General features: G+C 65.0%; 21 protein-coding genes. 9 read left to right on the top strand and 12 right to left on the bottom strand.

The features are described 5' to 3' along the window. Nucleotides 1-140: 140 nt before the first annotated feature. Complete coding sequence (locus RB623_RS04290) at nt 141-2,156, top strand: CocE/NonD family hydrolase (RefSeq protein WP_308055530.1); 2,016 nt, start codon at nt 141-143, stop codon at nt 2,154-2,156. A 22-nt stretch (nt 2,157-2,178) separates the two neighbouring features. Here the strand turns inward: RB623_RS04290 and RB623_RS04285 are convergent, their stop codons facing one another. Beyond that, on the bottom strand, nt 2,179-4,572 hold the full coding sequence (locus tag RB623_RS04285; protein WP_308055529.1) for a transketolase: 2,394 nt from the start codon (nt 4,570-4,572) through the stop codon (nt 2,179-2,181). 130 nt (nt 4,573-4,702) lie between these two features. On the opposite strand from RB623_RS04285, the gene RB623_RS04280 reads away from it, so the two are divergent. Then, nucleotides 4,703-5,164, top strand: a complete 462-nt coding sequence (locus RB623_RS04280; RefSeq protein WP_308055528.1) for an Lrp/AsnC family transcriptional regulator — start codon at nt 4,703-4,705, stop codon at nt 5,162-5,164. A 13-nt stretch (nt 5,165-5,177) separates the two neighbouring features. On the opposite strand, the gene RB623_RS04275 is transcribed toward RB623_RS04280, so the two are convergent. The 5 genes from RB623_RS04275 to RB623_RS04255 form a co-directional block, all read right to left on the bottom strand. Continuing rightward, the gene (locus RB623_RS04275) at nt 5,178-6,002 is read right to left on the bottom strand and encodes an SDR family oxidoreductase (protein ID WP_308055527.1); all 825 of its coding nucleotides are present in this window, start codon (nt 6,000-6,002) and stop codon (nt 5,178-5,180) included. A gap of 519 nt (nt 6,003-6,521) precedes the next feature. After that, nucleotides 6,522-7,415, bottom strand: a complete 894-nt coding sequence (locus RB623_RS04270) for an SMP-30/gluconolactonase/LRE family protein (protein WP_308055526.1) — start codon at nt 7,413-7,415, stop codon at nt 6,522-6,524. Beyond that, entirely contained in the window at nt 7,412-8,239 is an 828-nt protein-coding gene (locus tag RB623_RS04265; RefSeq protein ID WP_308055525.1) for a carbohydrate ABC transporter permease, read from the bottom strand. Before RB623_RS04265 ends, RB623_RS04270 begins: the two co-directional genes overlap by 4 nt. Further along, on the bottom strand, nt 8,236-9,156 hold the full coding sequence (locus RB623_RS04260; protein WP_308055524.1) for a sugar ABC transporter permease: 921 nt from the start codon (nt 9,154-9,156) through the stop codon (nt 8,236-8,238). Before RB623_RS04260 ends, RB623_RS04265 begins: the two co-directional genes overlap by 4 nt. Before the next feature lie 29 nt (nt 9,157-9,185). After that, nucleotides 9,186-10,613 (bottom strand): extracellular solute-binding protein, encoded by a 1,428-nt coding sequence (locus tag RB623_RS04255; RefSeq protein ID WP_308055523.1) that lies wholly within the window; start codon nt 10,611-10,613, stop codon nt 9,186-9,188. A gap of 254 nt (nt 10,614-10,867) precedes the next feature. Here RB623_RS04255 and RB623_RS04250 point away from each other — a divergent pair, with 254 nt between their 5' ends. The 4 genes from RB623_RS04250 (at nt 10,868) to RB623_RS04235 (ending at nt 15,322) form a co-directional block, all read left to right on the top strand. Next, nucleotides 10,868-11,671, top strand: coding sequence for an SDR family oxidoreductase (locus RB623_RS04250; protein WP_308055522.1), 804 nt, complete (start codon nt 10,868-10,870; stop codon nt 11,669-11,671). Continuing rightward, nucleotides 11,668-12,684 (top strand): LacI family DNA-binding transcriptional regulator, encoded by a 1,017-nt coding sequence (locus tag RB623_RS04245; protein WP_308055521.1) that lies wholly within the window; start codon nt 11,668-11,670, stop codon nt 12,682-12,684. Before RB623_RS04250 ends, RB623_RS04245 begins: the two co-directional genes overlap by 4 nt. Nucleotides 12,685-12,978: 294 nt before the next feature. After that, nucleotides 12,979-14,145 (top strand): mandelate racemase/muconate lactonizing enzyme family protein, encoded by a 1,167-nt coding sequence (locus tag RB623_RS04240; protein WP_308055520.1) that lies wholly within the window; start codon nt 12,979-12,981, stop codon nt 14,143-14,145. A gap of 148 nt (nt 14,146-14,293) precedes the next feature. After that, entirely contained in the window at nt 14,294-15,322 is a 1,029-nt protein-coding gene (locus tag RB623_RS04235) for a substrate-binding domain-containing protein (RefSeq protein ID WP_308055519.1), read from the top strand. Nucleotides 15,323-15,378: 56 nt separating this feature from the next. Here the strand turns inward: RB623_RS04235 and RB623_RS04230 are convergent, their stop codons facing one another. Genes RB623_RS04230 through RB623_RS04205 form a run of 6 tightly spaced genes read right to left on the bottom strand, consistent with a single transcriptional unit; the run spans nt 15,379 to nt 19,732 of the window. Further along, complete coding sequence (locus tag RB623_RS04230) at nt 15,379-16,167, bottom strand: SDR family NAD(P)-dependent oxidoreductase (RefSeq protein ID WP_308055518.1); 789 nt, start codon at nt 16,165-16,167, stop codon at nt 15,379-15,381. A 10-nt stretch (nt 16,168-16,177) separates the two neighbouring features. After that, a complete protein-coding gene (locus RB623_RS04225) occupies nt 16,178-16,945 on the bottom strand; it encodes an SDR family NAD(P)-dependent oxidoreductase (RefSeq protein ID WP_308055517.1) in 768 nt (255 codons plus the stop codon). A gap of 18 nt (nt 16,946-16,963) precedes the next feature. Continuing rightward, nucleotides 16,964-17,296 carry an EthD domain-containing protein gene (locus RB623_RS04220; protein WP_308055516.1) on the bottom strand — a complete coding sequence of 111 codons (333 nt, stop codon included), beginning with the start codon at nt 17,294-17,296 and terminating at the stop codon, nt 16,964-16,966. Further along, nucleotides 17,293-17,784, bottom strand: a complete 492-nt coding sequence (locus RB623_RS04215; protein WP_308055515.1) for a VOC family protein — start codon at nt 17,782-17,784, stop codon at nt 17,293-17,295. The genes RB623_RS04220 and RB623_RS04215 overlap by 4 nt, the downstream gene beginning before the upstream one ends. A 3-nt stretch (nt 17,785-17,787) precedes the next feature. After that, the gene (locus RB623_RS04210) at nt 17,788-18,657 is read right to left on the bottom strand and encodes an amidohydrolase family protein (protein ID WP_308055514.1); all 870 of its coding nucleotides are present in this window, start codon (nt 18,655-18,657) and stop codon (nt 17,788-17,790) included. Then, on the bottom strand, nt 18,650-19,732 hold the full coding sequence (locus RB623_RS04205; protein WP_308055513.1) for a tartrate dehydrogenase: 1,083 nt from the start codon (nt 19,730-19,732) through the stop codon (nt 18,650-18,652). The genes RB623_RS04210 and RB623_RS04205 overlap by 8 nt, the downstream gene beginning before the upstream one ends. A 559-nt stretch (nt 19,733-20,291) precedes the next feature. Between RB623_RS04205 and RB623_RS04200 the strand changes: the two genes are divergently transcribed. Genes RB623_RS04200 through RB623_RS04190 form a run of 3 tightly spaced genes read left to right on the top strand, consistent with a single transcriptional unit; the run spans nt 20,292 to nt 23,102 of the window. Continuing rightward, a complete protein-coding gene (locus RB623_RS04200) occupies nt 20,292-21,041 on the top strand; it encodes an SDR family oxidoreductase (protein WP_308055512.1) in 750 nt (249 codons plus the stop codon). Between the two features lie 30 nt (nt 21,042-21,071). Further along, a complete protein-coding gene (locus RB623_RS04195; RefSeq protein ID WP_308055511.1) occupies nt 21,072-21,950 on the top strand; it encodes an SMP-30/gluconolactonase/LRE family protein in 879 nt (292 codons plus the stop codon). 12 nt (nt 21,951-21,962) lie between these two features. Continuing rightward, nucleotides 21,963-23,102: a mandelate racemase/muconate lactonizing enzyme family protein gene (locus RB623_RS04190; RefSeq protein WP_308055510.1), complete on the top strand. Its 1,140-nt coding sequence runs from the start codon at nt 21,963-21,965 to the stop codon at nt 23,100-23,102. The last annotated feature ends 12 nt before the right edge of the window (nt 23,103-23,114 follow it).

Below are 23,114 nucleotides of genomic sequence, written 5' to 3'. Positions count from 1 at the left end.
AGACCGCTTCGCAAGCCCGATTAAGTCTAGACAATTCATTCCGTTTTGGCGTTGTTTCGTGGAACGCGGCGGCCGGTGCAGCCCACACCGGCTCGCGGCGGGCGCGACGACGTCGCCGCACCATCCCGGGAAGATTTTTGATGACCATCCGGACGATCACCGATTTCCCGCGGCGCGTGCGCACCATCGACACAGAGTGGATCACCTTGTCGGACGGCACGCGGCTGGCGGCAACGATCTGGCTGCCGGAAGACGCCCAAAGCGATCCCGTGCCGGCGATCCTGGAGTTCCTGCCCTACCGCCGCCGCGACAGCACGGTTTTGCGCGACCGCCAGACGCATGCGTACTTCGCCGGCCACGGTTATGCGGGCGTGCGTGTCGACATGCGCGGCTCCGGCGATTCCGACGGCATTCTGCACGACGAATATCTGCCGCAGGAGCAACAAGACGCGGTGGAAGTCATCGCCTGGCTGGCCGCGCAAGACTGGTGCAGCGGTTCGGTCGGCATGATGGGCATTTCCTGGGGCGGCTTCAATTCGCTGCAGGTGGCGAGCCACCGCCCGCCGGCGCTGAAGGCGATCATCACCGCCTGCTCCACCGACGACCGCTATGCCGACGACTGCCACTTCATGGGTGGCTGCCTGCTCAACAATTCGATCGCCTGGGCATCGACCATGTTCGCCTATGGTGCGCAGCCGCCGGACCCGCTCGTAGTTGGCGAGCGCTGGCGCGACATGTGGATGGAGCGGCTGGACAACAACCCGCTGATGGCCGCGACCTGGATCGAGCACCAGACCTATGACGACTACTGGAAGCAGGGTTCGGTCCGCGAGGATTATTCGCGGATCGAGGCGGCAGTCTACGCGGTGGGTGGCTGGGCGGACGGCTATTCCAACACCATCCCGCGCATGCTGGCCGGCCTGCCGGGGCCGAAGAAGGGCCTGATCGGCCCATGGGCGCATGCCTGGCCGAATGCCGCGCAGCCCGGCCCGCAGATCGGCCTCTTGCAGGAAGCGCTGCGCTGGTGGGATTATTGGTTGAAGGGCATCGACACCGGCATCATGGACGAGCCGATGCTGCGGGCCTGGATGCAGGAGAGCGTGCGGCCGGCGACGACCTATCCGGAGCGGCCCGGCCGCTGGATCGCCGAGGCGGCATGGCCGCAGGCTGGACGGCCTGCCAGGACGCTGCACCTCTCCGGCCGCGACCTTGCCGACAGTCCCGCCGGGAACCAGGACATCCTCATCGCCTCCAGCATCGCGACCGGTGTTTCCTTTGGTGAATGGTGTCCCTATGGGCTCGCCGGAGAACTGCCGGCCGACCAACGGCCCGACGACGGCCGCTCTGTTTGTTTCGACACGGTACCCCTGCCCGAGCGCATCGAGATCTTCGGCGCGCCGGTGATGTCGGTGGAGATCGCCGCCGATAAGCCGACGGCGATGCTCGCCGCCAGGCTGGAGGACGTCGCGCCGGACGGCTCGTCCACGTTGGTGACCTACGGCCTGCTCAACCTGACCCATCGCGACGGGCACGAGACTCCCAAGCCGCTGGAGCCAGGCAAACGCTACCGAGCAAAACTCGTGCTCAACGACATCGCCCAGGCTTTTCCGGCCGGCCACCGCATCCGGCTGGCACTGGCGACCGCGCATTGGCCGATCGCCTGGCCCTCGCCAGACCTTGCAACGCTGACGCTATCCATGGATGCAAGCACGCTCAGTCTGCCGATCCGCAATCCCTCGCCACTGGACAAAAACCTGAAACCCTTCGCCGAACCGGAACAGGCCGAGCCGGAACCATACGAGATCAACAAGTTCGCCGGCCGCAATCGCACCATCACGGAGGACCCGATGACCGGCGAGATCACGGTCACCGTGCATCGGGAACGGGCGTCTTACACGCTGCCGAAAATCGACCTGTCATTCTCTGCGGACTCCGAAGAGCACTATCGTGTTCGAGAAGGCGACCCGTCAGCAACGACGGCCGAAACCCGCGCGACCTGGCGGTTATCCCGCGAGGGTTGGGACATCCGCACGGAGACATCGACGCGCGTCTCCTGCACGCCGACCAGCTTCGACGTCAGGGCGACGATGGAGGCGTTCGAGAATGGCGAACTGGTGAAAAGCCGCGAGTGGGACCGCAGCGTTCCGAGATTGTAGACTGCAAGCTTCGTCTGCGGGCTCATACCGCCCGGAGATGCCGGATCGGCCGGCCCGGCGCCACCGCCTGCGCCGCCGTTGCAATACCGCGCGCGTCGATGCCGAAATGGCGGTAGAGATCGGCGATGGTGCCGGTCTGCCCAAAATGCTCGACGCCGAGCGAGCGCGTGCGGTGGCCCATGACCGAGCCCAGCCAGGCGAGTGTGGCCGGGTGTCCATCCAGCACCGTAACCAGGGCGCAATGCGGCGGCACGCCGAGCAGCAAGCGCTCGATATGGCTCAGCGCCTGGGAAGCCCCCTGCTCGCGCGCCCGCGACGCGGCTGTCCAGCCGGCGTTCAGCCGGTCGGCGGAGGTGACGGCCAGCAGGCCGACGTCACGCCGATCCTCAGCCATAAGCCCGACCGCCTCGATGGCCTCCGGCGCGACCGCCCCGGTGTAGGCCACCACGATTTGCGCGTTCGGACCCGGCCGGCGCATCCAGTAGGCGCCGTCGATCATGTCTTGGGCGAGGTCCGGCGTGATCGCCCGCTTCGGCTGCTCGATCGAGCGGGTAGAAAGACGCAGATAAACGGAGCCGCCCGTCAGATCCCGCAACCAACTGCGCGCATCGGGCTCGGCCTCGCCGGAACGCTGCATGTAGTCGAACGACCAGCGCAGGATCGTCGCAAGTTCATCCACATAGGCCGGTTCGAAACTTGCCAGCCCGTCCTGCGCCATGCCGATCAGCGGCGTGGCGATCGACTGGTGCGCGCCGCCTTCCGGCGCCAGCGTCACGCCGGAGGGAGTCGCCGCGAGGATAAAACGCGCATCCTGATAGCAGGCGTAGTTCAGCGCATCGAGGCCGCGCTCGATGAACGGGTCGTAGAGCGTGCCGACCGGCAACAGCCTTTCGCCGAAGATCGAATGCGACAGGCCGAGCGCCGACAGCACGATGAACAGGTTCATCTCCGCGATGCCGAGTTCCATATGCTGGCCTTTCGGCGAGAAATTCCAATTGTAGGTCGAAGGAATGCGTTCGGCCTTGAAGACATCCGCGAGTTCCTCGCGGGCGAACAGCCCGCGCCGGTTGACCCAGGCGCCGAGATTGGTCGACACGGTCACGTCCGGCGAGGTGGTGACGATGCGCTCGGCGAGCACCGTGTCGCCCTTGCCGATCTCGTGCATCAACAGGCCGAAACCCTGCTGCGTCGACATCGTCGGCTGCGGCGAGATTGCAAGCTCGTCCGGCACCGGAACGGGCGAGGCCGAATGGCGTCGCCTGCCAGCTTGAACGAACGGCACCGCGGACAGGAAGCGTTTGAGTTCTCCTTCTGGAAGACCGAGCCCCTCGAACGGCTCCCATTCGCGCCCCTCGCGGACGCTCATCGCCTTGCGCAGCGCCTCTACCTGCGCCGGTGTCATCAGCCCGGCATGGTTGTCCTTGTGTCCGGCGAGCGGCAGACCGAATCCTTTGATGGTATAGGCGATAAAGCAGGTCGGGCGGTCGTGTTTTCGGGCCTGCTCGAAGGCGTCGAGAATGGACGGCAGGTCGTGGCCGCCGAGATTGCCCATCAGCCGCGCCAGTTCTTCGTCGCTGCGCTTTTCGATCAGCCGCGACACCGGCCCCTGGTCGCCGAGATCGTCGAGCAGCCGCTTGCGCCACGCCGCACCGCCCTGGAAGGTCAGCGCCGAATAGAGCTGGTTCGGGCAGGCGTCGATCCATTTGCGAAGCCTTTCGCCGCCCGGCTCGGCGAAGGCTTGCCGCTGCAGCTCACCGTGTTTGAGGATGACGACGTCCCAGCCGAAATTGCGGAAGATCGCCTCGAAGCGCGCCCACAGGCCCTCGCGCACCACGGCGTCGAGGCTTTGTCTGTTATAGTCGACCACCCACCAGGTGTTGCGCACCCCGTGCTTCCAGCCTTCGAGCAGCGCCTCAAAAATGTTGCCTTCGTCCATCTCGGCGTCGCCGATCAGCGCCACCATCTTGCCTTCCGGCCGCTCGAGCCCCCAGCCTTTTGCGCGCACATAGTCCTGTGCCAGCGCCGAAAACAGCGTCTGCGCCACGCCGAGACCGACGGAGCCGGTGGAGAAATCGACGTCGTCGGCATCCTTGGTCCGCGACGGGTAGGATTGCGCCCCTTGATACCCACGGAAATTCTGGAGCTTTTCGAGGTTCTGGTTGCCCAGCAGGTACTGGATGGCATGGAAGATCGGGCTGGCATGCGGCTTCACCGCGACGCGATCCTCTGGGCGCAACGCTGAAAAGTAGAGCGCCGTCATGATGGTCGCCAGCGAGGCCGAGGACGCCTGGTGTCCGCCGACCTTGAGCCCGTCGTCGCTGTCACGCAGATGATTGGCGTTGTGGATCATCCAGGTCGCCAGCCACAGCACCTTGCGTTCCAGCGCGACGAGTGCGTCGAGATCCTGCCTGTTCATCAATGCCTCCCCGAAAGAGGCGACGACGTTACCAAAAACAGATTGCGGATTGCGACCAATCTTGACCTTTAGGGCGAGCAGGATTGGTGAATTCAGCTAACATGGCCTGACAAAGGGGGAAAAGCCACCAATGCGTAACCTGGACGAGATCGACCGGAAGATCATTGCCGCCATCCAGGCGGACGGCAAGATCACCACCCAGGAACTCGCCGACAAGGTCGGCCTTTCCGCCTCGCCTTGCGCGCGGCGGGTGCGGCTGCTGGAACAGGCCGGCATCATCAAGGGCTACACCGCCGTCATCGACCAGAAGAAAGCCGGCCTGCCAATCAGCGCCTTCGCCTCGATCAAGCTGGAGCGGCAGCGTGAGGAAGATCTTGATCGCTTCTCGCAGGCGGTGACGCGGTGGCCGGAGGTGCTGGACTGCTATTTGATGACCGGCCAGCGCGACTACCTGCTGCGCATCGTCGTGCGCGATCTCGACGCCTATGAGGAATTCCTGAAAGACAAGCTGACGCGGCTCGACAATGTCGCGTCGATCGAAAGCAGCTTTGCGCTGAAGCAGGTCAAGCGCTCGGAGATACTGCCGCTTTGACCAAGGAGGGCAGCTACTGCGCCCAGGCCGGCGTCTTGAAATCGTCCCAAGTGGCGCCGATGCCGGCATCGACGGGAATGGCCGCGCCGGTGATGCCGGTCGCCACCTGCGAGGTGACGAAAGCGATCGCCGCCGCGATGTCGCGCGGCGACAGCACGCGGCCAAGCGGATGACGGTCGGCATAGGATTGCAGGATTTCCGCGCCGTTGGGGATTGTAGCCAGACGGCCGTCGAGCAGCGGCGTTTTGGTAACGCTCGGGCAGACGCAGTTGACCGTCACGCGGTCGCGCGCCAGGTCGAGGGCCGCGGCGCGCGCCATGTTGAGCAGCGCACCCTTCGAGACGCAGTAGGAGAACATGCCGTGCTCGGCCTGCAACCCGTCGAGGCTGGAGAGCAAGACTATGGCGCCGGATTTTTTCGGCCGCATCTGTTTTGCCGCCTCGCGCACGACGAGGAACGAGCCGCGCACGTTGACGCCCATCACCTGCTCGAAATCCGCGACAGGCGTGTCGAACACCGGGCCGCCCGCGCCGAGCACGCCGGCGCAGGCAACGGCGACATCGACCGGTCCGAGTTTTTCCAGCGTCACCGCGAAGGCGTCGACCACTGTCCTTTCGTCGCCCGTGTCGCCGGTGACGGCCAGCGCCCGCCGTCCGGTCCTGCGGACTTCCTCGGCCGCCTGGTCGGCAGCGCCGGGCGTCCAGTCGAGGATGGCGACGTCGGCGCCGAGGTCGGCCAGCGTGAGGGTCGTCTCCAGGCCGATGCCAGAGCCGCCGCCGGTCACAAACGCGACCTTGCCTTTGTGCGAAACGCCGGGAAATGGTTCACGAGCAGCCATATCATACCTCCGAATCTGACTTTTGGTCTTCGCACCGTCCGTCCTTCGGGACGCCTGCGCCGAGCACGATGGCGCGCAGCCTTTTCGCATCGACTCCGCCATCTCTTCGTGTTGAACTCATCTGGCTGGTCAACAGATCGGAGGTTTCGATGGATCGTCGATTATTTCTGACCGGACTGTTTGGCATCGCAGGGGCGGCCGTCCTTGCAGGTTCACTTCGCTCAGGCACCACGCTAGCCGGTGTTCCGCAAGCCAGAGGCGGTATTCTCGACGAGCTGGACGCGCCGGCTGCCGACTATTCCGAGAATGAAGAAACTCAGGCAGAGTTGGAGCCGGTCCAGTATTGGCGGCGTCGCCGTCGGCGTAGGCGGCGCGTCTGGAGAAGGGTCTGCCGCCGCTATTGGCGCCGTGGCCGGTGGCGCGTCCGCTGCTATCGCAGGCTTGTCTGGGTCTGGACCTAAGGATCTGTCTTGCCGAAACCTCGGTAAATAGCCGGGGAATGGCGCGCGACCCGCCATCTCACCTGCCTCCCGCGATGCTGCCGGCCGCCGTCGGCGCACCGCCGCCGGGAACCGTCAGCTTCCACAGTTGGCCGCCGAGATTGGGCTTGTCGCTTGCCGCCAGCACGGTAGCGTCCGTCACCCACAATGTCTCGCCGGAGAAGATGCAGTTGGTCGGCGCGCCGCCGACCTCGATGAAGGCGTCGACCTTGCCGTTCGGCTGGACGACATGGATACCCTTGCCGACCAGATCGGTGACGTAGAGCCGTCCGTCGGCGCCGATCTTCATGCCGTCGAGGATCGGGTTGTCGCCCGGCATCTTTCCGAGATCCTCGATTTTTCCGTTCGGGCGGCGGCGGCGGACATGGCCAGTGTAGGATTCGTCCCAGACCACCGAGCCGTCCGCCTCGACCGCGAGCCCATTGGGGAATACCGGATTCTCGAAGGCGACGACGACGCGGGGCGTGCCGTCCGGCGCGATGGCAAAGATGTAGCTCGGATCGGGATTGGCTGGATTGTAGGTGCCGGGATCGGTGAAATAGAGGTGGCCGTCGGCGCCGAAGACGAGGTCGTTCGGGCCGTTGAGCTTGATGCCTTCGACCTCGGTGACAAGGATGACCGCCCTGCCGCCCGGCTGGACGCGCTGGATCGACGGCACGCTCATTTCCGCCGCGCGCCAGGGCCCGACCGTGCCGCCGTTCTGGCAGACATAGAGTTCGCCCTTGGCGCCGACGACGCACGAATTCGGCGCGCCGGCCGTATAGGCGAGGCGGCTGACCTTGCCGTCCTGGAAAACCGAAAGCTGGCTGCAATAACTCTCGACGAAGACCACGCTGCCGTCCTTCTGCAGCGTCGGTCCTTCCGGCCAGCCAAGCCCCTCGGCCATAAGTTGGGGCTTCCCAAAATCGGTCATTTGACGGCTCCTGCGGTCAGGCCGCGCACGATGTAGCGCTGGATGAAAAGCGAGAAGATGAGGATGGGTACGACGGTGACGACGCCGACGGTGGCCGCTATGTTCCAGTCGATCGGCCGCTGTGCGCTGACCAGCGTGGCGGCGCCGAGCGAGATGGTTTGCAAGGCTCGCGAATCGATGACGTAGAGGGCGACCAGGAACTCGTTCCAGGTAAACAGCGCGCCGAACAGCGCGGCCGTCACCATGCCGGGCCGAACGATGGGCAGGATGACCCGCCACAACGTCTGGATGCGCGTCGCGCCATCGATCATCGCCGCTTCGTCGATTTCTTGCGGCACCTCGTCGAAGAAGCCGATCAGGATCCAGACCACCAGCGGCAGCGAGAACGAGACGTAGGGCAGGATGAGGCCGGCATAGCTGTTCGTCAGGCCGATCGCCTTGACGGTCAGGAACAGCGGGATTGCCACCGCGATCGGCGGCATGAAACGCATCGACAGGATGGTGCTGGCCATTCGGTCGCTGCCGGCGAACTTAAGCCGCGAGAAGGCGTAGGCGGCGGGCGTGCCGATGACCAGCGCGATCAGCGTCGACAGGCCGACGACGATGATCGAGTTCAGGGTGAAGGACAGCATGCCCTGGCTGAACAGCACCTCGGAATAATTCTTGGTGATCTGTGCCCAACTGAAGTTCAGCGTCGGCGGCACCTGCGCGACGATTTCTATCCTCTTCTTGGTGGAAAGGATGGCGAGGTAGAGGAACGGCGCGGCGCCGATGATGCCAAGCGCGATCAATCCGAGATAGGCGATGACGCGGGCGGGTTTCATCGCGCCTGTCCCGGCCGAAGCTGCACGTAGCGCAGCAGGATGGTCGTGCCCACCGCGATGATGATCAGCATCGAATAGGCGACTGCCGCCGCATAGCCGTAGTTCTGGAACTGGAACCCGTTCTGGAACGAGAAGAACGCCAGCGTCGTGGTGCCGCGCGCCGGCCCGCCATAGGACAGGCCGTAGATCAGGTCGAAGGAGCGGAAGGCGTCGACCGCCCGGAACACGGCGGCAAAGACGATCGCCGGCATCAGCATCGGCAGGACGACGCGGCGGAATTTGACGATCGGCCCGGCGCCGTCCACTTCCGCTGCTTCAAAAATCTCGCGCGGCAGGCCCTGCAGGCGAGCGAACACGATGATGAAGACGAAGGGCGTCCATTGCCAGGTGTCGACGAGGATGAGCGTCACCATCGCCATGCCGACCGAGCCCAGCCAGTCGGGCGGTGTCAGGCCTATGGCCGAGATGGTCCAGTCGACCATGCCCCAGTCCGGGTTGAGCAGCGCCCGCCACATGACGCCCACGACGATCGGCGTGATCAGCATCGGCAAAAGCAGAATGCCGCGCACGATCCAGGCGCCCTTGAGGTCGAGGTCGAAGAACAGCGCCAGCGCCACGCCGAGCACCACCTGCAGCGCGACGGCCGCCGTCACCATGATCGCGCTGTTCATCGCCGCGTTCCAGAACAGCGGATCGGTGAGCAGCGTGTAATAGTTGGCGAGCCCGACAAAATTACCGGTGCCGGTTGCGGCCGTCAGGTCGGTGAAGGACAGCCGCAGGGAGTAAAACAGCGGATAGATCGAGAAGGCCACAAGGTAGAGAACGCAGGGACCGAGCAGCAGCCACGCGGTCAGCGCCGGCCGGTCGCGGCCTTCGATGACCGCGACCGGTTGCCGAGCGGCACTTACGGCGCTCATGCTTCGGGCCCCCGCCGAATTTTTCCCGCTCAGGCGAGATGCCCTGCCTTGCGCAATGCGTCTTCCCACTGCTTCTGGACCTTCTCGCAAGCGGTCTTGGCATCCTGCGTGCCGATCAGCGCTGCGTTGAACTCGACATTCATCATGTCATTCAACTGGAAGAATTCCGGGATGAGCGAGGTCGGGATGATCTCGGCGGTCGAGGCCGCCTTCAGCGCATCCGGCAGGTACGGCAGCTTGGCGACGAGGTCGGGATCGGTGAAGGCCGAGGTACGGCTGGCGTCGATCTGGTATTTTTCCACCTCGTACTTGTTGAACTCCTTGCTGGTCATCCAGGTCAGCGCCAGCCAGGCGGCGTCCTTCTTGGCCGGATCGGCATTCTTCGGAATGGCCATGCCCCAGCCGCCCTGGATGGCGCGCGGCGTCTCGCCGGGTTTTGCCGGCACGGGGCCGGTGCCGGTCTTGTCGGCCACCATCGAGTTTTCGCCGTTGAGGATCGGGCCGGCGATCGTCGACCAGAAGATCATCTGGGCGATCTTGCCGGTCGAGAAGCCGTCGACGTTTTCGGCGAAGCCGTATTTGGTGACGTTCTTCGGTGCATACGGCAGGAGGTCGATCAGCATCTGCAGGGCGCCGATGCCTTCCGGCGAATTGACCTGCGGCTTGAAATTCTTTTCCTTCGGCGAGCCGCTCATCAGCTTGCCGCCGGTGGTGATGAAGCGCGTGTACCAGTCGACCGCGGCCAGCGAGAAATCGTTGGCGCCGATGAACGAGCAGCCGGCGACGTCGTCGCTGTGCAGCTTTTCCGCCGCCGCTTTGAACTCGTCCCAAGTGGTCGCGGGCTTCAGGCCCGCAGCCTCGAACAGGTCTTTTCGGTAGAAATAGATTACCGACCCCGAATGCAGGCCGGGAATGCCGTAGATGTCCTTGCCCTGGCCGACGGTGCCGGTCGCCATGTCGAAAATGCCGACATTGGCCATGGCCGGGGGAAGGAAGTCGGCGATGTCCCAGTCGGGAGGCGTCTTGGCCGGGTCGTCGATATAGGCGTTGAGCTGTTCGTAATAACCGCCGCCGACCTGCTGGGTGGTGAGGAAGCCGAGATATTCGATCAGTTCAAAGGAGGATTTGTCGGCCTTGAGGTTCTGCAACGTCTTCTCGATCAGCGCGCCCAGCGCCGGCGAGGTGATCTCCAGTTCCATGCCGGTCTCTTCGGTGAATTTCGGTAGCATGTCGGCCAGCGCACGGTGATCGTTCTCGTCGCCGGTCATCAGGATCGAGAGTTTTGTACCCGCATGCTTCTTCCAGTCGAAGTCGGCTGCCCAGGCGTCGCCCGTGCCGAAGCGGCCGGCCAACGCCGCAGACAGGCCGAGCGCCGCAGCTCCCTTGAGCAGCTTGCGCCGGTCGGCCGCCACGCCCGTCAACAAGTCCCGAAGACCGCCTTTTCCGCTGTCGTCCATCTCTTCCTCCCGGTTCTGTAACGCCAAGCTCGTTCCGTCGGCTTGCAGCAAGACTAACTGGGACCTCGCCGCTTAGTCAATCGTTTGAGTTCCATCATGATATCGATTTCAAGGGATTTCGCGGAAAATGAAGGCCGATGACGATTCTTTTCCCGTCCGAATTGGTCAAACCATTGCCTAATCTCCCAGATCGGGTTTTATCTAGGTGGCCGCCGGCCCTGACGGGACGGGCCGAAAAACCTGGAGGGATCGTCATGGCAAGCAAAAGCGTCGTCGTCACCGGCTGCGGCACGGGCATCGGCCGGGCCATCGCGCTGCGGCTGGCGGTCGATGGATGGAGCGTGGTCGGGCTCGAACTCAACCCCGAAACCGGCGGCAGAACCGGCGCAGATCTCGGCGCCGGCCACCATGTGATGATCGGCGACGCTTCCGAACGGGCAGTGCTCGCCGCCGCTCGGGAGAAGGCCGAGACGCTGGCGCCGCTGACCGGCTGGGTGAACAATGTCGGCATTGCGCTGATGGGCAACCTGCACGAGCCGAAGGAGCCCGAGGTCGAGCGGCTGATGAAAGTCAATTTGATGTCGCACTTCTGGGGATCGTCGGAGGCGATCTCCACCTGGGTGCGGCAGCGCCGCGTCGGCGCCATCGTCAACGTCTCGTCAGTCCATGGCCGCTCCGCCTTCAACATGTGGGCGGCCTATGACTGCGCCAAGGCAGGCATCGACGCGCTGACCCGCTACATCGCCGTCGAATACGGGCCGGTCGGCATCCGCGCCAATGCGGTGGCGCCGGGCGCCATCCGCACGCCGCTGGTCAGCCAGGTGATCCGCGAGAGCCCGGACCCGGTGATCGCCGAGCGCGAGATGTCGATCCAGCATCCGCTGGAGCGCATCGGCGAGCCGGAGGAGGTGGCCGCGGCGGTGGCGTGGCTGCTCTCCGACGAGGCGTCCTTCGTCACCGGACAGTCGCTGGCGGTCGATGGCGGCTTGACCTCGCGCTGCTATCGATACAATCCAGATGCCCAATTGCTTGCCCGCTATCAGGAGGCGCGTGCTTGACAGAACCGCCGCGTCCCCGGCCCGCCACGCTGAAGGACATCGCCATGGCCATCGGCGTCGACATCTCGACGGCGTCGAAGGTCGTCAATGGCGGCGGCATCAGTGTGCGCCCGGAGACGCGCAAGGCGATCCTCGACGAGGCGGCGCGGCTGAACTACCGGCCGCACGCGCTTGCCCGCAACCTGCGCACACGGCGCACCGGCGCGCTCGGCGTGCTGCTTCCCGACCTGACCAACCCGATCTATGCGGCGACGATCCGCGGTGCGGTGCGCCGGGCCGAGGCGCTGGGCTACGTCACCCTCGTCGCCGAGGCGCAGGACGATGCGGCCTCGGCCTCGATCTACGCCAAGCTGGTGGCGGAGCGCCGCATCGACGGTTTTATCATCGCCGTCGCTGCGCAGAACGATCTGATCGCGGCGATTGACGCGCAGCCGGTGCCGCATGTCTTCGTCAACCGCCGCGCCACCATCGGTCGCAGCGTCACGGTGGACGACGAGGCGGCGGCGCGGTTGGCCGCGCATACGCTGATCGCGGCCGGGCACACGCGGCTCGGCTTCATCGGCGATTCCGACGAGATGGACACGGCGCGGCGGCGCCGCGCTGGCTTCCTTGCCGTCGCCAGGGAGGCGGGCCTGCCGCCGGTGGTCGACGCCGTCGGTCCCTATTCGCGGCGCGGTGGCTATGAGGCGTGCCTGAAACTGCTCGCCGCGAAACCGCGGCCGACCGGCATCTTCGCCTCCAACCTCGTGGTCGGCATCAGCGCGCTGGCGGCGGCGCGCAGCAGCGGCGTGCGCGTGCCCGACGACGTGTCGATGGTCACGCTCGACTTCGAGGACGCCAACTATTCCGCGCCGCCCCTGACGGCCATCGCCATGCCGCTCGACGAGATGGGCACGCTGGCTGTTGAGGAACTGCATGCGATGATCGAGGGCCGCGAGCCCAAGGACGTGGTGGTCGACGTCGCGCCGACGCTGATCTCGCGCGCCTCGGTGGCGCCGCCGCCGAGGGAATGATCCGCCCAGCGGCCTGAAGCTGCACAAGCCTGCGCGGCGAGACGCGGGCGGGCGTTCGCTTTTGCGACGGCTATCGGCGGCGACGCGACAGGCCTGAAACGGTTCCGCAAACAATACGTGACGCCGCGAGCGACTCCGCCCGACACCGCTCGCTCTGCACCATCACAAAGGAACCGCACGACGTTTCTGGACAACGCTAGCCCTTGTCGGCGCTGTACAATCCAAAGATTTTCCGTGCAGAGCCCAGGGTTTCAGCATGAACCATGCGAACGCCCTTGACCTTGGCGCAGGGCCATGATTATCGTTGAAACGTTTCAATATGCAGCCTTCGACGAGCAGCCCATGGTTCCGAAACTGAAGATCGAGCGGATCGAGTGCATTCCGCTGTCGATGCCGTTGCCTCGCACATTTCGAGGCAGCAACTATTTCATGACGCATCGCTGCACGATCATCACGCGCCTCTACACCAGCGCCGGCATCGTCGGCGAAATCTACAATGGCGACGAGTTCGAGACCCAGGCCGAGGTGGTGAAAATCATCCTCGACGAGATCCAGCCGCTGCTGATTGGCATGGACGCCTTCAACGTCGAAGGCTGCTGGGAAAAGATGCGCAAACCCTCGACCAACATCCTGCGCGACCGCAAGCTCGCCATGTGTGCGCAGGCATGCGTCGACAGCGTCATCTGGGACGCCGTCGGCAAGGCGCTGGATGCGCCGCTCTACAAATTGTGGGGAGGCTATGCCGAAAGACTGCCGGTGATCTGCATCGCCGGCTATTACGAGGAAGGCAAGACGCTGGCCGATTTCGGCCGCGAGATGGAGCAGATCCGCAAGGACGGCTACGCCGGCTGCAAGTTCAAGGTCGGCGGCCGCACTCCGAAGGAGGATGCCGAGCGCGTTCGCGCCGGCCGCTTGGCTGTAGGCGACGATTTTGTCATGATTGTCGATGCCAACCAGGGCTGGAGCCTGCGCCAGGCGGTCGAATTTTCACGCCACGCGGAGGAACTGAACATCCGCTGGTTCGAGGAGCCCGTGCACTGGCAGAACGACAGGCTCGACCTTGCCGCCGCCCGCTCGCTGACCGGTATTCCGATCTGCGCCGGCCAGAGCGAGATCTCGCGCGCCGGCTGCCGCGACCTGATGATGGATGGCGCAATCGACGTATGCAACTTCGATGCGAGTTGGGGCGGCGGGCCGACCGAATGGCGCCGCGTCGCGGCCATCGCCCAAGGTTTTTCCGTGCAGATGGGCCATCACGAGGAGCCGCAAATCTCGGCGCATCTGCTCGCCTCGGTGCCCAACGGGACTTATCTGGAGACATTCCACCGCGACCGCGACCCGATGTTCTACGCGCTGGTCGCCAATCGCTCGAAATTCGACAACGGCTACTATGCGGTTCCGCAGGGTGCAGGTTTCGGCATCGAAATGGACAGGGCGGTCATCGATAAGTACCGGGTTTGACGGCCACGGAGCGGGTAAACCGTATTTTTCGGCGGACAGCTTGTGTGGCGGCGTTGCAGTTGATGCGGGTTCAAGGTACCGCCTAAATCGTGGCCGGAGGACATTCGCCGGGCCGGCCAGGCAAGACCCGGCGACATGGAAGCGAGCTTTGTCGATCGCGAGGGAAAAGCCAGCCACCATCAGGGACGTTGCAAGAGTTTCCGGCGTCTCGGTCGGCACGGTGTCGCGCAGCCTGAATGCTCCCGACCTCGTCCGTCCCGAAACGCTGGCGAAGGTGCGCGCCGCGATCAGTTCGCTCGATTTCCGGCCGGACTCCCGCGCGCAGAACATGCGTCGCAAGAACACGCTGACGATCGGCTTCATCGTCGACGACATCGCCAATCCGGTGCATGCCGAATTGTTCAAGGCCGCCGATGCGACGTTCCGCGAGCAGGGTTTTTCGCTCTACCTCGTCAACACCGACGGGCGCGCGCGGCAAGAAGCCGATGCGGTCGAGATGCTGCAGCGCGGCCGCGCCGACGGCATATTGATGACCATCAACAGCGAACGCGATCCGGTCACACTGAAGCGGCTGGAGGCGCTGCGCGTTCCATCGGTCCTGCTCGACCGCGACGTACCGCTGCCACTCGACGCCGTGCTTCCCAACCACGCCGCCGGCATGGCCCAGGCAACGGAATACCTGATCGGGCTCGGCCACCGGCGCATCGCGCTGATCACCGCCGGCCCCGACATCAGACCTGGCCGCGAGCGTGTGCGCGGCTTCACCGAGACTTTCGAGCGGCTGGGCGTGCCGCTGCCGCGCGACCTGATCCGCTCCCACAGCCTTTCCGCCGAATACGGTTTCCGCGAGACGCTGGCGATGCTGCAGGCGCGCGAGCGGCCGACCGCGATCATCGCCGGCGGAAACCGCACGCTGGTCGGCGTGCTGCGCGCCCTTCAGGAGCTTTCGGTCTCCTTCCCCGGCGATATCTCGCTAGTTTCCTGCGACCAGACCGATCTGTCGCGGCTCTACCCCGGCCCGATCACCCTGATCGACCGGGACATGGCCGATACCGGGCGCACGGCGGCCCAACTCCTGCTCGAGCGTCTGGCCGGCAACGAAACCCTGCCGCCTCGCCGCGTCACCTTTCCGACCCGGCTTATCCTCGGCCGCTCCTGCGCCCCGCCTCGCGGGTGAAAGCCTCGACGGGCATCGCCGGGGTTGGCTTGTAGCTATTGACCCCGGCCGATCCGTCACCTGACCGAGGACGGTAGAGCCGGGTTCAGCCAATCGGCAATGTGCACCATTCCTTGCACCGTCCAGCCGCCGTCGACCACCAGCGTCTGGCCGGTGATGTAGCTTGCCCTGTCGCTGGCGAGATAGACGACCGGATCGGCGATCTCCCACGGCTCGGCGAGCCGGCCCATCGGAATGCGTTCGATCTGCCAGTCGCCGCGTATGGAACCATCCTTCAACCCCTGTTCGATCAGTTTCGTGCGGGTCGAGCCGGGCGCGACCGCGTTGACGCGGATGTTCGCGGCCGCGGTCTCGGTGGCGTAGACGCGGGTCAGGCTTTCGATGCCTGCCTTTGCGGCACTGTAGGGGCCACGTCCGGGGATGCCGACGATGCCGGCGACCGAAGCGATGCTGACGATCGCACCGCCCCTGCCCTGCGCCCGCATGCGCCGGATAGCCTGCGCGCAGCACAGGTGCATGCCCGTGAGATGGGTATTCAGGACCAGATGCCAGTCTTCCGGCCGCATGTTCTCTGCGAGCGCGACACGCTGGACGCCGGCATTGTTGACCAGGACGTCGATCTGGCCGGCCTCGCTGTCGATGCTGCCGAAGGCTTCCTCGACGCTGCCCGGGTCCGCCACATTGACCTTCAGGTAAGTCACGCCGTCCCGCGCCTCATCGGGATCGTTCAGGTCGAACGAAAAGACTTTTGCTCCCTCCGCGATCAGGCGAGCGGCGATGGCGTCGCCGATGCCACGCCCCGCGCCGGTGACAGCCGCGACCTTGCCCGAGAACTCACCAGGCATGCCACCCTCCTCAATACATCAGCCAGCCCCCGGACACGTTGATCGTGGCGCCGGTGATGTAGCCGGCATGGTCGGAAGCAAGAAACAGCACCGCGCCCGCGAGTTCGGAGGGATGGGCCATGTAGCCCAGCGGAATCTGCGCGGTCACGCCGGCCAGCGCGGCCTCGTCCATGCCGCTGCGCATCATCGCGGTGTCGGCAGCACCCGGCGAAACCGCGTTCACGGTAATCTTCTGCTTGGCCAGCGAGCGCGCCATGCCACGGGTCATCGAGACGATGCCGCCCTTGGTCGCGGCATAGGCCACCGATCCGCCGAAGCCGCCGCTCCAGAACCCCTGCGAGGTGAAATTGATGATCCGCCCGCCCTCGCCCCGCTCCGCCATCTGCCGCGCGGCGGCCTGCGCCAGGAAAAAACTCGCCTTGAGATTGACGTCGTGCTGAAAGTCCCAGTCGGCTTCGGAGACGTCGAAGATCGTCGGCCGACGCACCAGCACGGCCGCCGTCTGCACCAGCACGTCGAGCCGGCCGAACGCCTTCACGACGCGCTCGACCAGCGGCGCGTGGCCGACGACCGGCTTCAGATCGTAGCCGATCGCCAGATGCGGGCCGCCCTCCATTTCGGCGACGACGGCGTCAGCGCGCTGCTGATCGATGTCGACCGCCGCCACGCTTGCGCCTGCTCCTGCGAACGCCAGCGCCACCTCGCGCCCGATGCCGCCGGCCGCGCCCGTCAGCAACACGTGCTTGCCCTTGAGCCCCGCATTCAGATCGAAAGGCATGGCCGCTCTCCGAAATCGTCAGCGCCCGTCCGGCGGCTGCACCACGGTCTTCTCCTCGACGAAGCAGGCCTGGATTTCGCGCGTAAATTTTGGACGGTCCGCCGCCAGCAGCGATTTGAACGGCTCGGTGGCGAAAGCCGCGTGCGCTACCTCGACGCTGTCGAACCACAATTCGCCGATGCCGTCCCAGCGCGCCTCTTCCGGCGTCCAGCTCTGCACGCGGCCGAAGCGCAACCCGCGCACGCCCGGCATCTGCCTGACGATGTCGGCATGCGGACCGGTCCAATGCGCGAAGAACTCGTCCTCGCTCATGCCGTCCTTGCGGCGCAGGAAGCTGACGCGCTTGATCATGGCGATTTCCCTTGTGGCGGCGGCTGGAAGATCTCCAGCGTGATCCCGTCATGGATGCGCAGATAGGCCCCGCGCGCGCCGACATTCGGGCCCCCGTCTATGTCGACGGGACCGTCGGGCGTCAGCGGCCGCGCGCCACACGCAATGGCCTTGCGCCAGCTCGCCGCCGCGTCGTCGACCCTGATGCAGAGATGCGCATTGCCGGGGTTCGACGTGCGATCCGGATTGGGCGAGCGGTCGGCGACCTGGTAGTCGAGCAGTTCGACCACCACGCCGCCAGGCAGGTCGATGAAGGCCGCCTCGATCCGGACCCCCGGCATGCCGACGATCTTTCCGAGATAGGGCCGGTCGAGCGTCGTGGCCCAGCGCGCTGGCTTGCCCAAAAAGCCTTCCCAGAACTTCAGCGCGGCATCCCGGTTGGCAACGGTGAGGCCGACATGGTGGACCCCAACCATGACCGGCGTGACGGCATCGTTCATTTGCGGCATGGGTCAGATCCTGAAAATGCGTTCGGCATTGCTGGAGGCCATCTTCACCTGCTCGGCATGCGGGAAGCCGGAAATGATCTCGGCATAGGCGTTGATGACGTCGGGGTAAGAGCTGAACATGCGGTCGACCGGCCAATTTGTGCCGAAGACGACTCGGTCCGAGCCGAAGGCCTCGATACTGCCCAGCACATAGGGGCGGATCGAGGAGACGGTCCACAACGGATCGCCCATGCCCAGGCCGGAGATCTTCATGACGACGTTCGGCGCCTTCGCCATCGTGTCGATGGCCGCCCGCCAGCGCCGGAAGTAGGCATCGTCGCGCTGCGTCGGGATGGCGCAATGGTCGACGCAGATCACGATACCGGGGAAGGTCTTGGCGAGGCCCAGCACGTCGTCTGCCCGCTCGATGCGCGTGTCCAGGCAGTAGACGAGATCGCGCGCCTCGAGTTCGGCGAAACCGCGCAGCCAAGCCCGATCGATGAGATAATTGCCCTCGCCGAAATTGCGGATGCCGCGCACATTGGCGAATTCGAGGTGCTCGTCCAGAACCTTCGCCGCGTCGGGACGGGCAAGATGGCACTCCGCGACGATGCCGTGGGGATAGCCGGTCTCGTCGGCAAAGGCCTGCAGCCAGCGCGTCTCATCGACCGGGTCCGGCGTGTTCACTGCTGCCTGCACGTGGATCGCCTTCGGCACATTGGCGAAACGGATCTCCGCGAGATAGTCCTTGATACGGTAGCGTTGCGCCTTCAGCGGATCGGTATCGGGCAGAAAGCCGTGCACGGCCTCCGGTTCCAGCCATCCGTAGCGCAGCGCCGGATGCTTCATGTCATGCAGATGGAAATGCGTGTCGACGAAGGCGAGTTCAGCCATGGGCCGCTCTCCGTGCCGGATGCTTGGACACCGCGTCGGCGATCGCCTGCCCCAGCGCGGTGGTCGAGGCGGTGCCGCCCATGTCGCGAGTGAGGTTTTCGCCGGAGGCGAGCACGCGCTCGATCGCCGCGACGATCGCCGCGGCAGCTTCCGTCGCGCCGAGATGCTCCAGCATCATCGCGCCGGACCAGATCTGGCCGATCGGGTTGGCGATGTTCTGGCCGGCGATGTCTGGCGCCGAGCCATGCACCGGCTCGAACATCGAGGGAAAACGCCGCTCCGGGTTGAGATTGCCGGAGGGCGCGATGCCGATCGTACCGGTCACCGCCGGGCCGAGATCGGACAGGATATCGCCGAACAGGTTGCTCGCCACCACCACGTCGAAGCTCGAGGGCCGGCGCACGAAATGCGCGGTCAGGATATCGATATGATACTGCTCGGTGGCGATGTCGGGATAGTCCTGTGCGACCGCCCGGAACCGTTCGTCCCAGAACGGCATGGTGTGGATGATGCCGTTGGATTTTGTAGCGGAGGTAAGTTTCTTCTTGCGCCTGGCCGCAAGCTCAAAGGCAAAGCGCATGACGCGATCGCAGCCGTGGCGGGTCAGGATGGTGTTTTGCGTTGCCATCTCCTGATCTGTCCCGGGATAGAGCCGCCCCCCGATCTCGGAATACTCGCCCTCATTGTTCTCGCGCACGATGTAGAAGTCGATGGCGCCAGGATTGGCGAGCGGCGACGGCACGCCGTCGAACAGCCGCACCGGCCGCAGGTTCACATATTGCTGAAAGTTGCGGCGGATCGGCATCAGCAGAGTCCACAGCGCTTCCCAATCCGACACGGTCGGCCAGCCGACCGCGCCGAGGAAGATCGCATCGTGCCCGGCTATGCGGTCGAGCCCGTTTTCGGGCATCATCCGGCCAAACCGCGCGTGGTGGTCGCAGCCCCAGTCGAGATGGTCCCAGAAAACACCGATGCCGAACGCCCTCGCGGCCGCCTCGACGACGCGGATGCCTTCCGGCACCACCTCCTTGCCGATGCCGTCGCCTTCGATTACCGCGATCCTGAATCCCGCCATGTTGTCTCCAATACGAGGCTCTTCGGACGTCCCGTCATGATATCGTTTCAATTAGTAGCGGCGCTTTTGCACCTTTTCAAGACGCTCGCGGAGTAGGAAGCGTTTGATCGAACGATAAGGCGCAGGCGATGCAAACCGGCTTCGCGCATGAAAGTCCGGCCGGCCGCCGCTGATCGCGGCCGCCCGATGCTCACCGGGAGTCGCGGGCACCGCCTCGCCCTTGGCTGCGCCAGGAAAAACGAGCCTGGCCGCATCGCACAATGGTTTGATCCGTTATTTGCGACAGTGCGTCCGGGCGAATGGAGCGACTGGGTCTTAATCTGCGCCTCGAAAAATACCGGCGATCGCTCTGCCTCATCGCTGCCTTCCGGCTTCGAAGGAAACTGGTTTTGCCTCATGCCGAGCGGCGCGAACAATTTCACTTGCGCTTCATGGGAACGTTTCAATATAGTTTGTCCGACCGCCGCCTCGGGAGGGCCGGCGGCCGTCGAGACGCCCTGCCCCGAGGCCGACGCCCGGAGCGCGACGGCGTCAGCGCGAGTGCGCGTGGGTGAGGTCGATGGGTTCTGGCAACGACGGCAAGAGGGCGGTGGTGACTGGGGCCGCGCGCGGTATCGGCAAGGCCGTGGCGCGTCGCCTGCGTGCCGAAGGCATCCATGTGCTCGCGGTCGACATCGATGAAAACGGACTCGAAGACCTTGCGCGGCAGGGTTGCCGGACCAGATCGGCCGACCTTGCCGACCAAGCCCAGCGCGAGGCACTGTCTCGCGAGGCGGAAGGCTTCGACTATCTCGTCAACTCGGCCGGCATGCTGCGGGTGAAGCCGATCCTCGAAGTCACGGTCGAGGAATGGCGCTCCATCCAGACCGTCAACGCCGAAGCGGTCTTCTTCCTGTGCCAGGGCATAGGACCGCGCCTCAGGCCAGGCGGCGCCATCGTCAACCTCTCGTCGAGTTCGGCAAAACTGGCGACCTCGACAGACGTCGCGGCATATGCGGCATCCAAGACGACGATTCTGTCGATCACCCGCTCGTTTGCCTATGCGCTTGCCGACCGGCCCGTGCGGGTCAACGCCATCTGTCCGGGCATTGTCGATACCGAGATGCAGGATAACTTCCTGGCGGGCGTGGCGAGGAAGCGCGGCATCACAGCGGCCGAACTCGACGCGCAGCGCAAGAAGGCGGTGCCACTCGGCCGCGGCGCCAGCGCCGACGAATGCGCCGGCCTGATCCAGTTCCTGCTGTCCGACGAGGCGGCCTACATGACCGGCCAAGCGGTAAATTTCACCGGCGGAACGGTCAATTGGTGAGACGGAGTTGAGGACCATGGGGAGGAGATCATGAAGAAGCCGACACGAACCCGCGCGACGGGCCTGGGCCATCCTGAAGGCCCCTACGAGCTCGACGACGGACGCGTGATCTTCGCCAATACCTATGCCAGCGAGATCGGCTTCTGGGATCCGAAGACGGACACGCAGGGGCAATATGCCTTTGTCGGCGGTGGTCCGAACGCCTGCATGCTCGGCACCGACGGCGCGGTCTACTCCACCCAGACACCGAATGTCGGCGCCTGGGTCGCGCCGGTGCACCGCCCACCTTCGATCCAGAAGACTCTTGCGAACGGCAGGGTGGAGGTGCTGGTGACCGAAGCCGACGGTAAGAAATTCGACGGGCCGAACGACCTTACCTTCGGCCCGGACGGAAAACTCTACTTCACCGATTCCGGCGACTGGAACCCTGCCGAAAAACCGCATCCCGGCCGTATCGTGGTGATCGAGAAGAACGGCGTGGCAAAAATCCTTGAGGAACTCGACTTCGTCTATCCGAACGGCATCGTCGCCGAGCCCGACGGATCGATCGTCTGGGTCGAATCCTACACGCTGCGGGTCGTGCGCCGCACCCCCGACGGCAAGAAGACCGTCATACACACCCTGCCCGACGGCCATATCCCGGACGGTCTGAAGATCGACGCCAATGGCGACTTCTGGATCACGACCGTTGCCTCGGGCGGCGTCGACCATATCCGCAAGGACGGCACGCCGGTCGACTTCCTGGAGGTCGGTGGCACGATCCTCAACTGCGCCTTCGGCAAGGGCGGCAAACTGTTCTGCTGCGACATGGGTCCTTTCGACGTCACCGGCGCGGCGATGACAGGCCGGCTCGTCGAGGTCGATCTCGGCGTCGAAGGCATGCCGCTGTTACGTGGAGCGATTGGGTAGGAATTTTCACGCATGAAGATCGCAAAAGTCGAAGCCATTCCGGTCAGCTATCCGGAGCCGAACGATTTCAACGCGCTGCGGCATCTCTGCCTGGCGAAGGTCACAGCCGATGACGGTCAGGTCGGCTGGGGCGAATCCATCACCCAGTTTCCGGAGGCCAACTTCGCCGCCAAGGCGATCATCGAAGGCATGGCGCCAAACCTGGTCGGCAAGGATCCGGTCCACACCGAGGCGCTGTGGCGGCAGAACAAGCAACAGGCCTGGTGGTACGGCTATCACGGCGGCATCGCCTCCTACGCCACCGCCGCGATCGACATCGCGCTGTGGGACCTCAAAGGCAAGGCGCTGGGAAAGAGCGTGCTCGACCTGCTGGGCGGCCCGGTGCACGAGCGCCTGCCGGCCATCGCCTCCTGCCACGCCCACTTCGAGAACATCGAGGAGATGGCCGAAGAGACCGCCGAATGGGTCTCGACCGGGCTACAGGGGCTGAAAACCGGCTTCGGCAAGCGCGGCAACGCCCGCCTCGGTTACGAGCACGACCGCGACGTCGCCTATGTCAAGGCGATGCGCGAGGTGCTCGGCGACAAGATGCTGATGATCGACAACGGCATCGCCATCAAATGGGACGTCACCGACGCAGTGCGGCGCGCCAAGGCGATGGAGGAATACAACCTCGCCTGGATCGAGGAGCCGCTCGGCGCCTGGGACCCGGAGGGCTATGCGAACCTGCGCGCCAAGACGACGACCCGGATCGCCTATGGTGAGCGCGAGTGGACGCTTGAACAGTTCGAGCGCGTGCTGGCGACCGGCACGGTGGACGTGATCGGCGTCGATCCGGGCCGCGCCGAAGGGATCACCGGCTTCAAGAAGGTGACGGAGCGCTGCGAATTCTACCGGCGCCAGGCCAACGCCCATGCCTGGTCGTCAGCGATCGTGTCGGCTGCCAGCCTCGCCATCTCCTTCAACTCGCCGGCCTGCAAGCTGTTCGAACTGAAGCCGCTGCGCAACCCGATGCAGCACGACCTCGTGACCAGACCGTTCGAGCACAAGGACGGCTGGATGTATCCGCCGACCGGCCCGGGCCTCGGCATCGAGGTCATCGAGGAGGTGGTCGAGGGCTATCGCAGCGAAAAGGTGCTCGGCCTGGTCTGAAAAGAGGAGCCT

The organism is Mesorhizobium sp. LHD-90 (genome assembly GCF_030929505.1).
Lineage (GTDB): Bacteria > Pseudomonadota > Alphaproteobacteria > Rhizobiales > Rhizobiaceae > Kumtagia.
The sequence above is the reverse complement of the archived record's forward strand: the minus strand, read 5'-3'. Positions and strand labels throughout refer to the sequence as shown.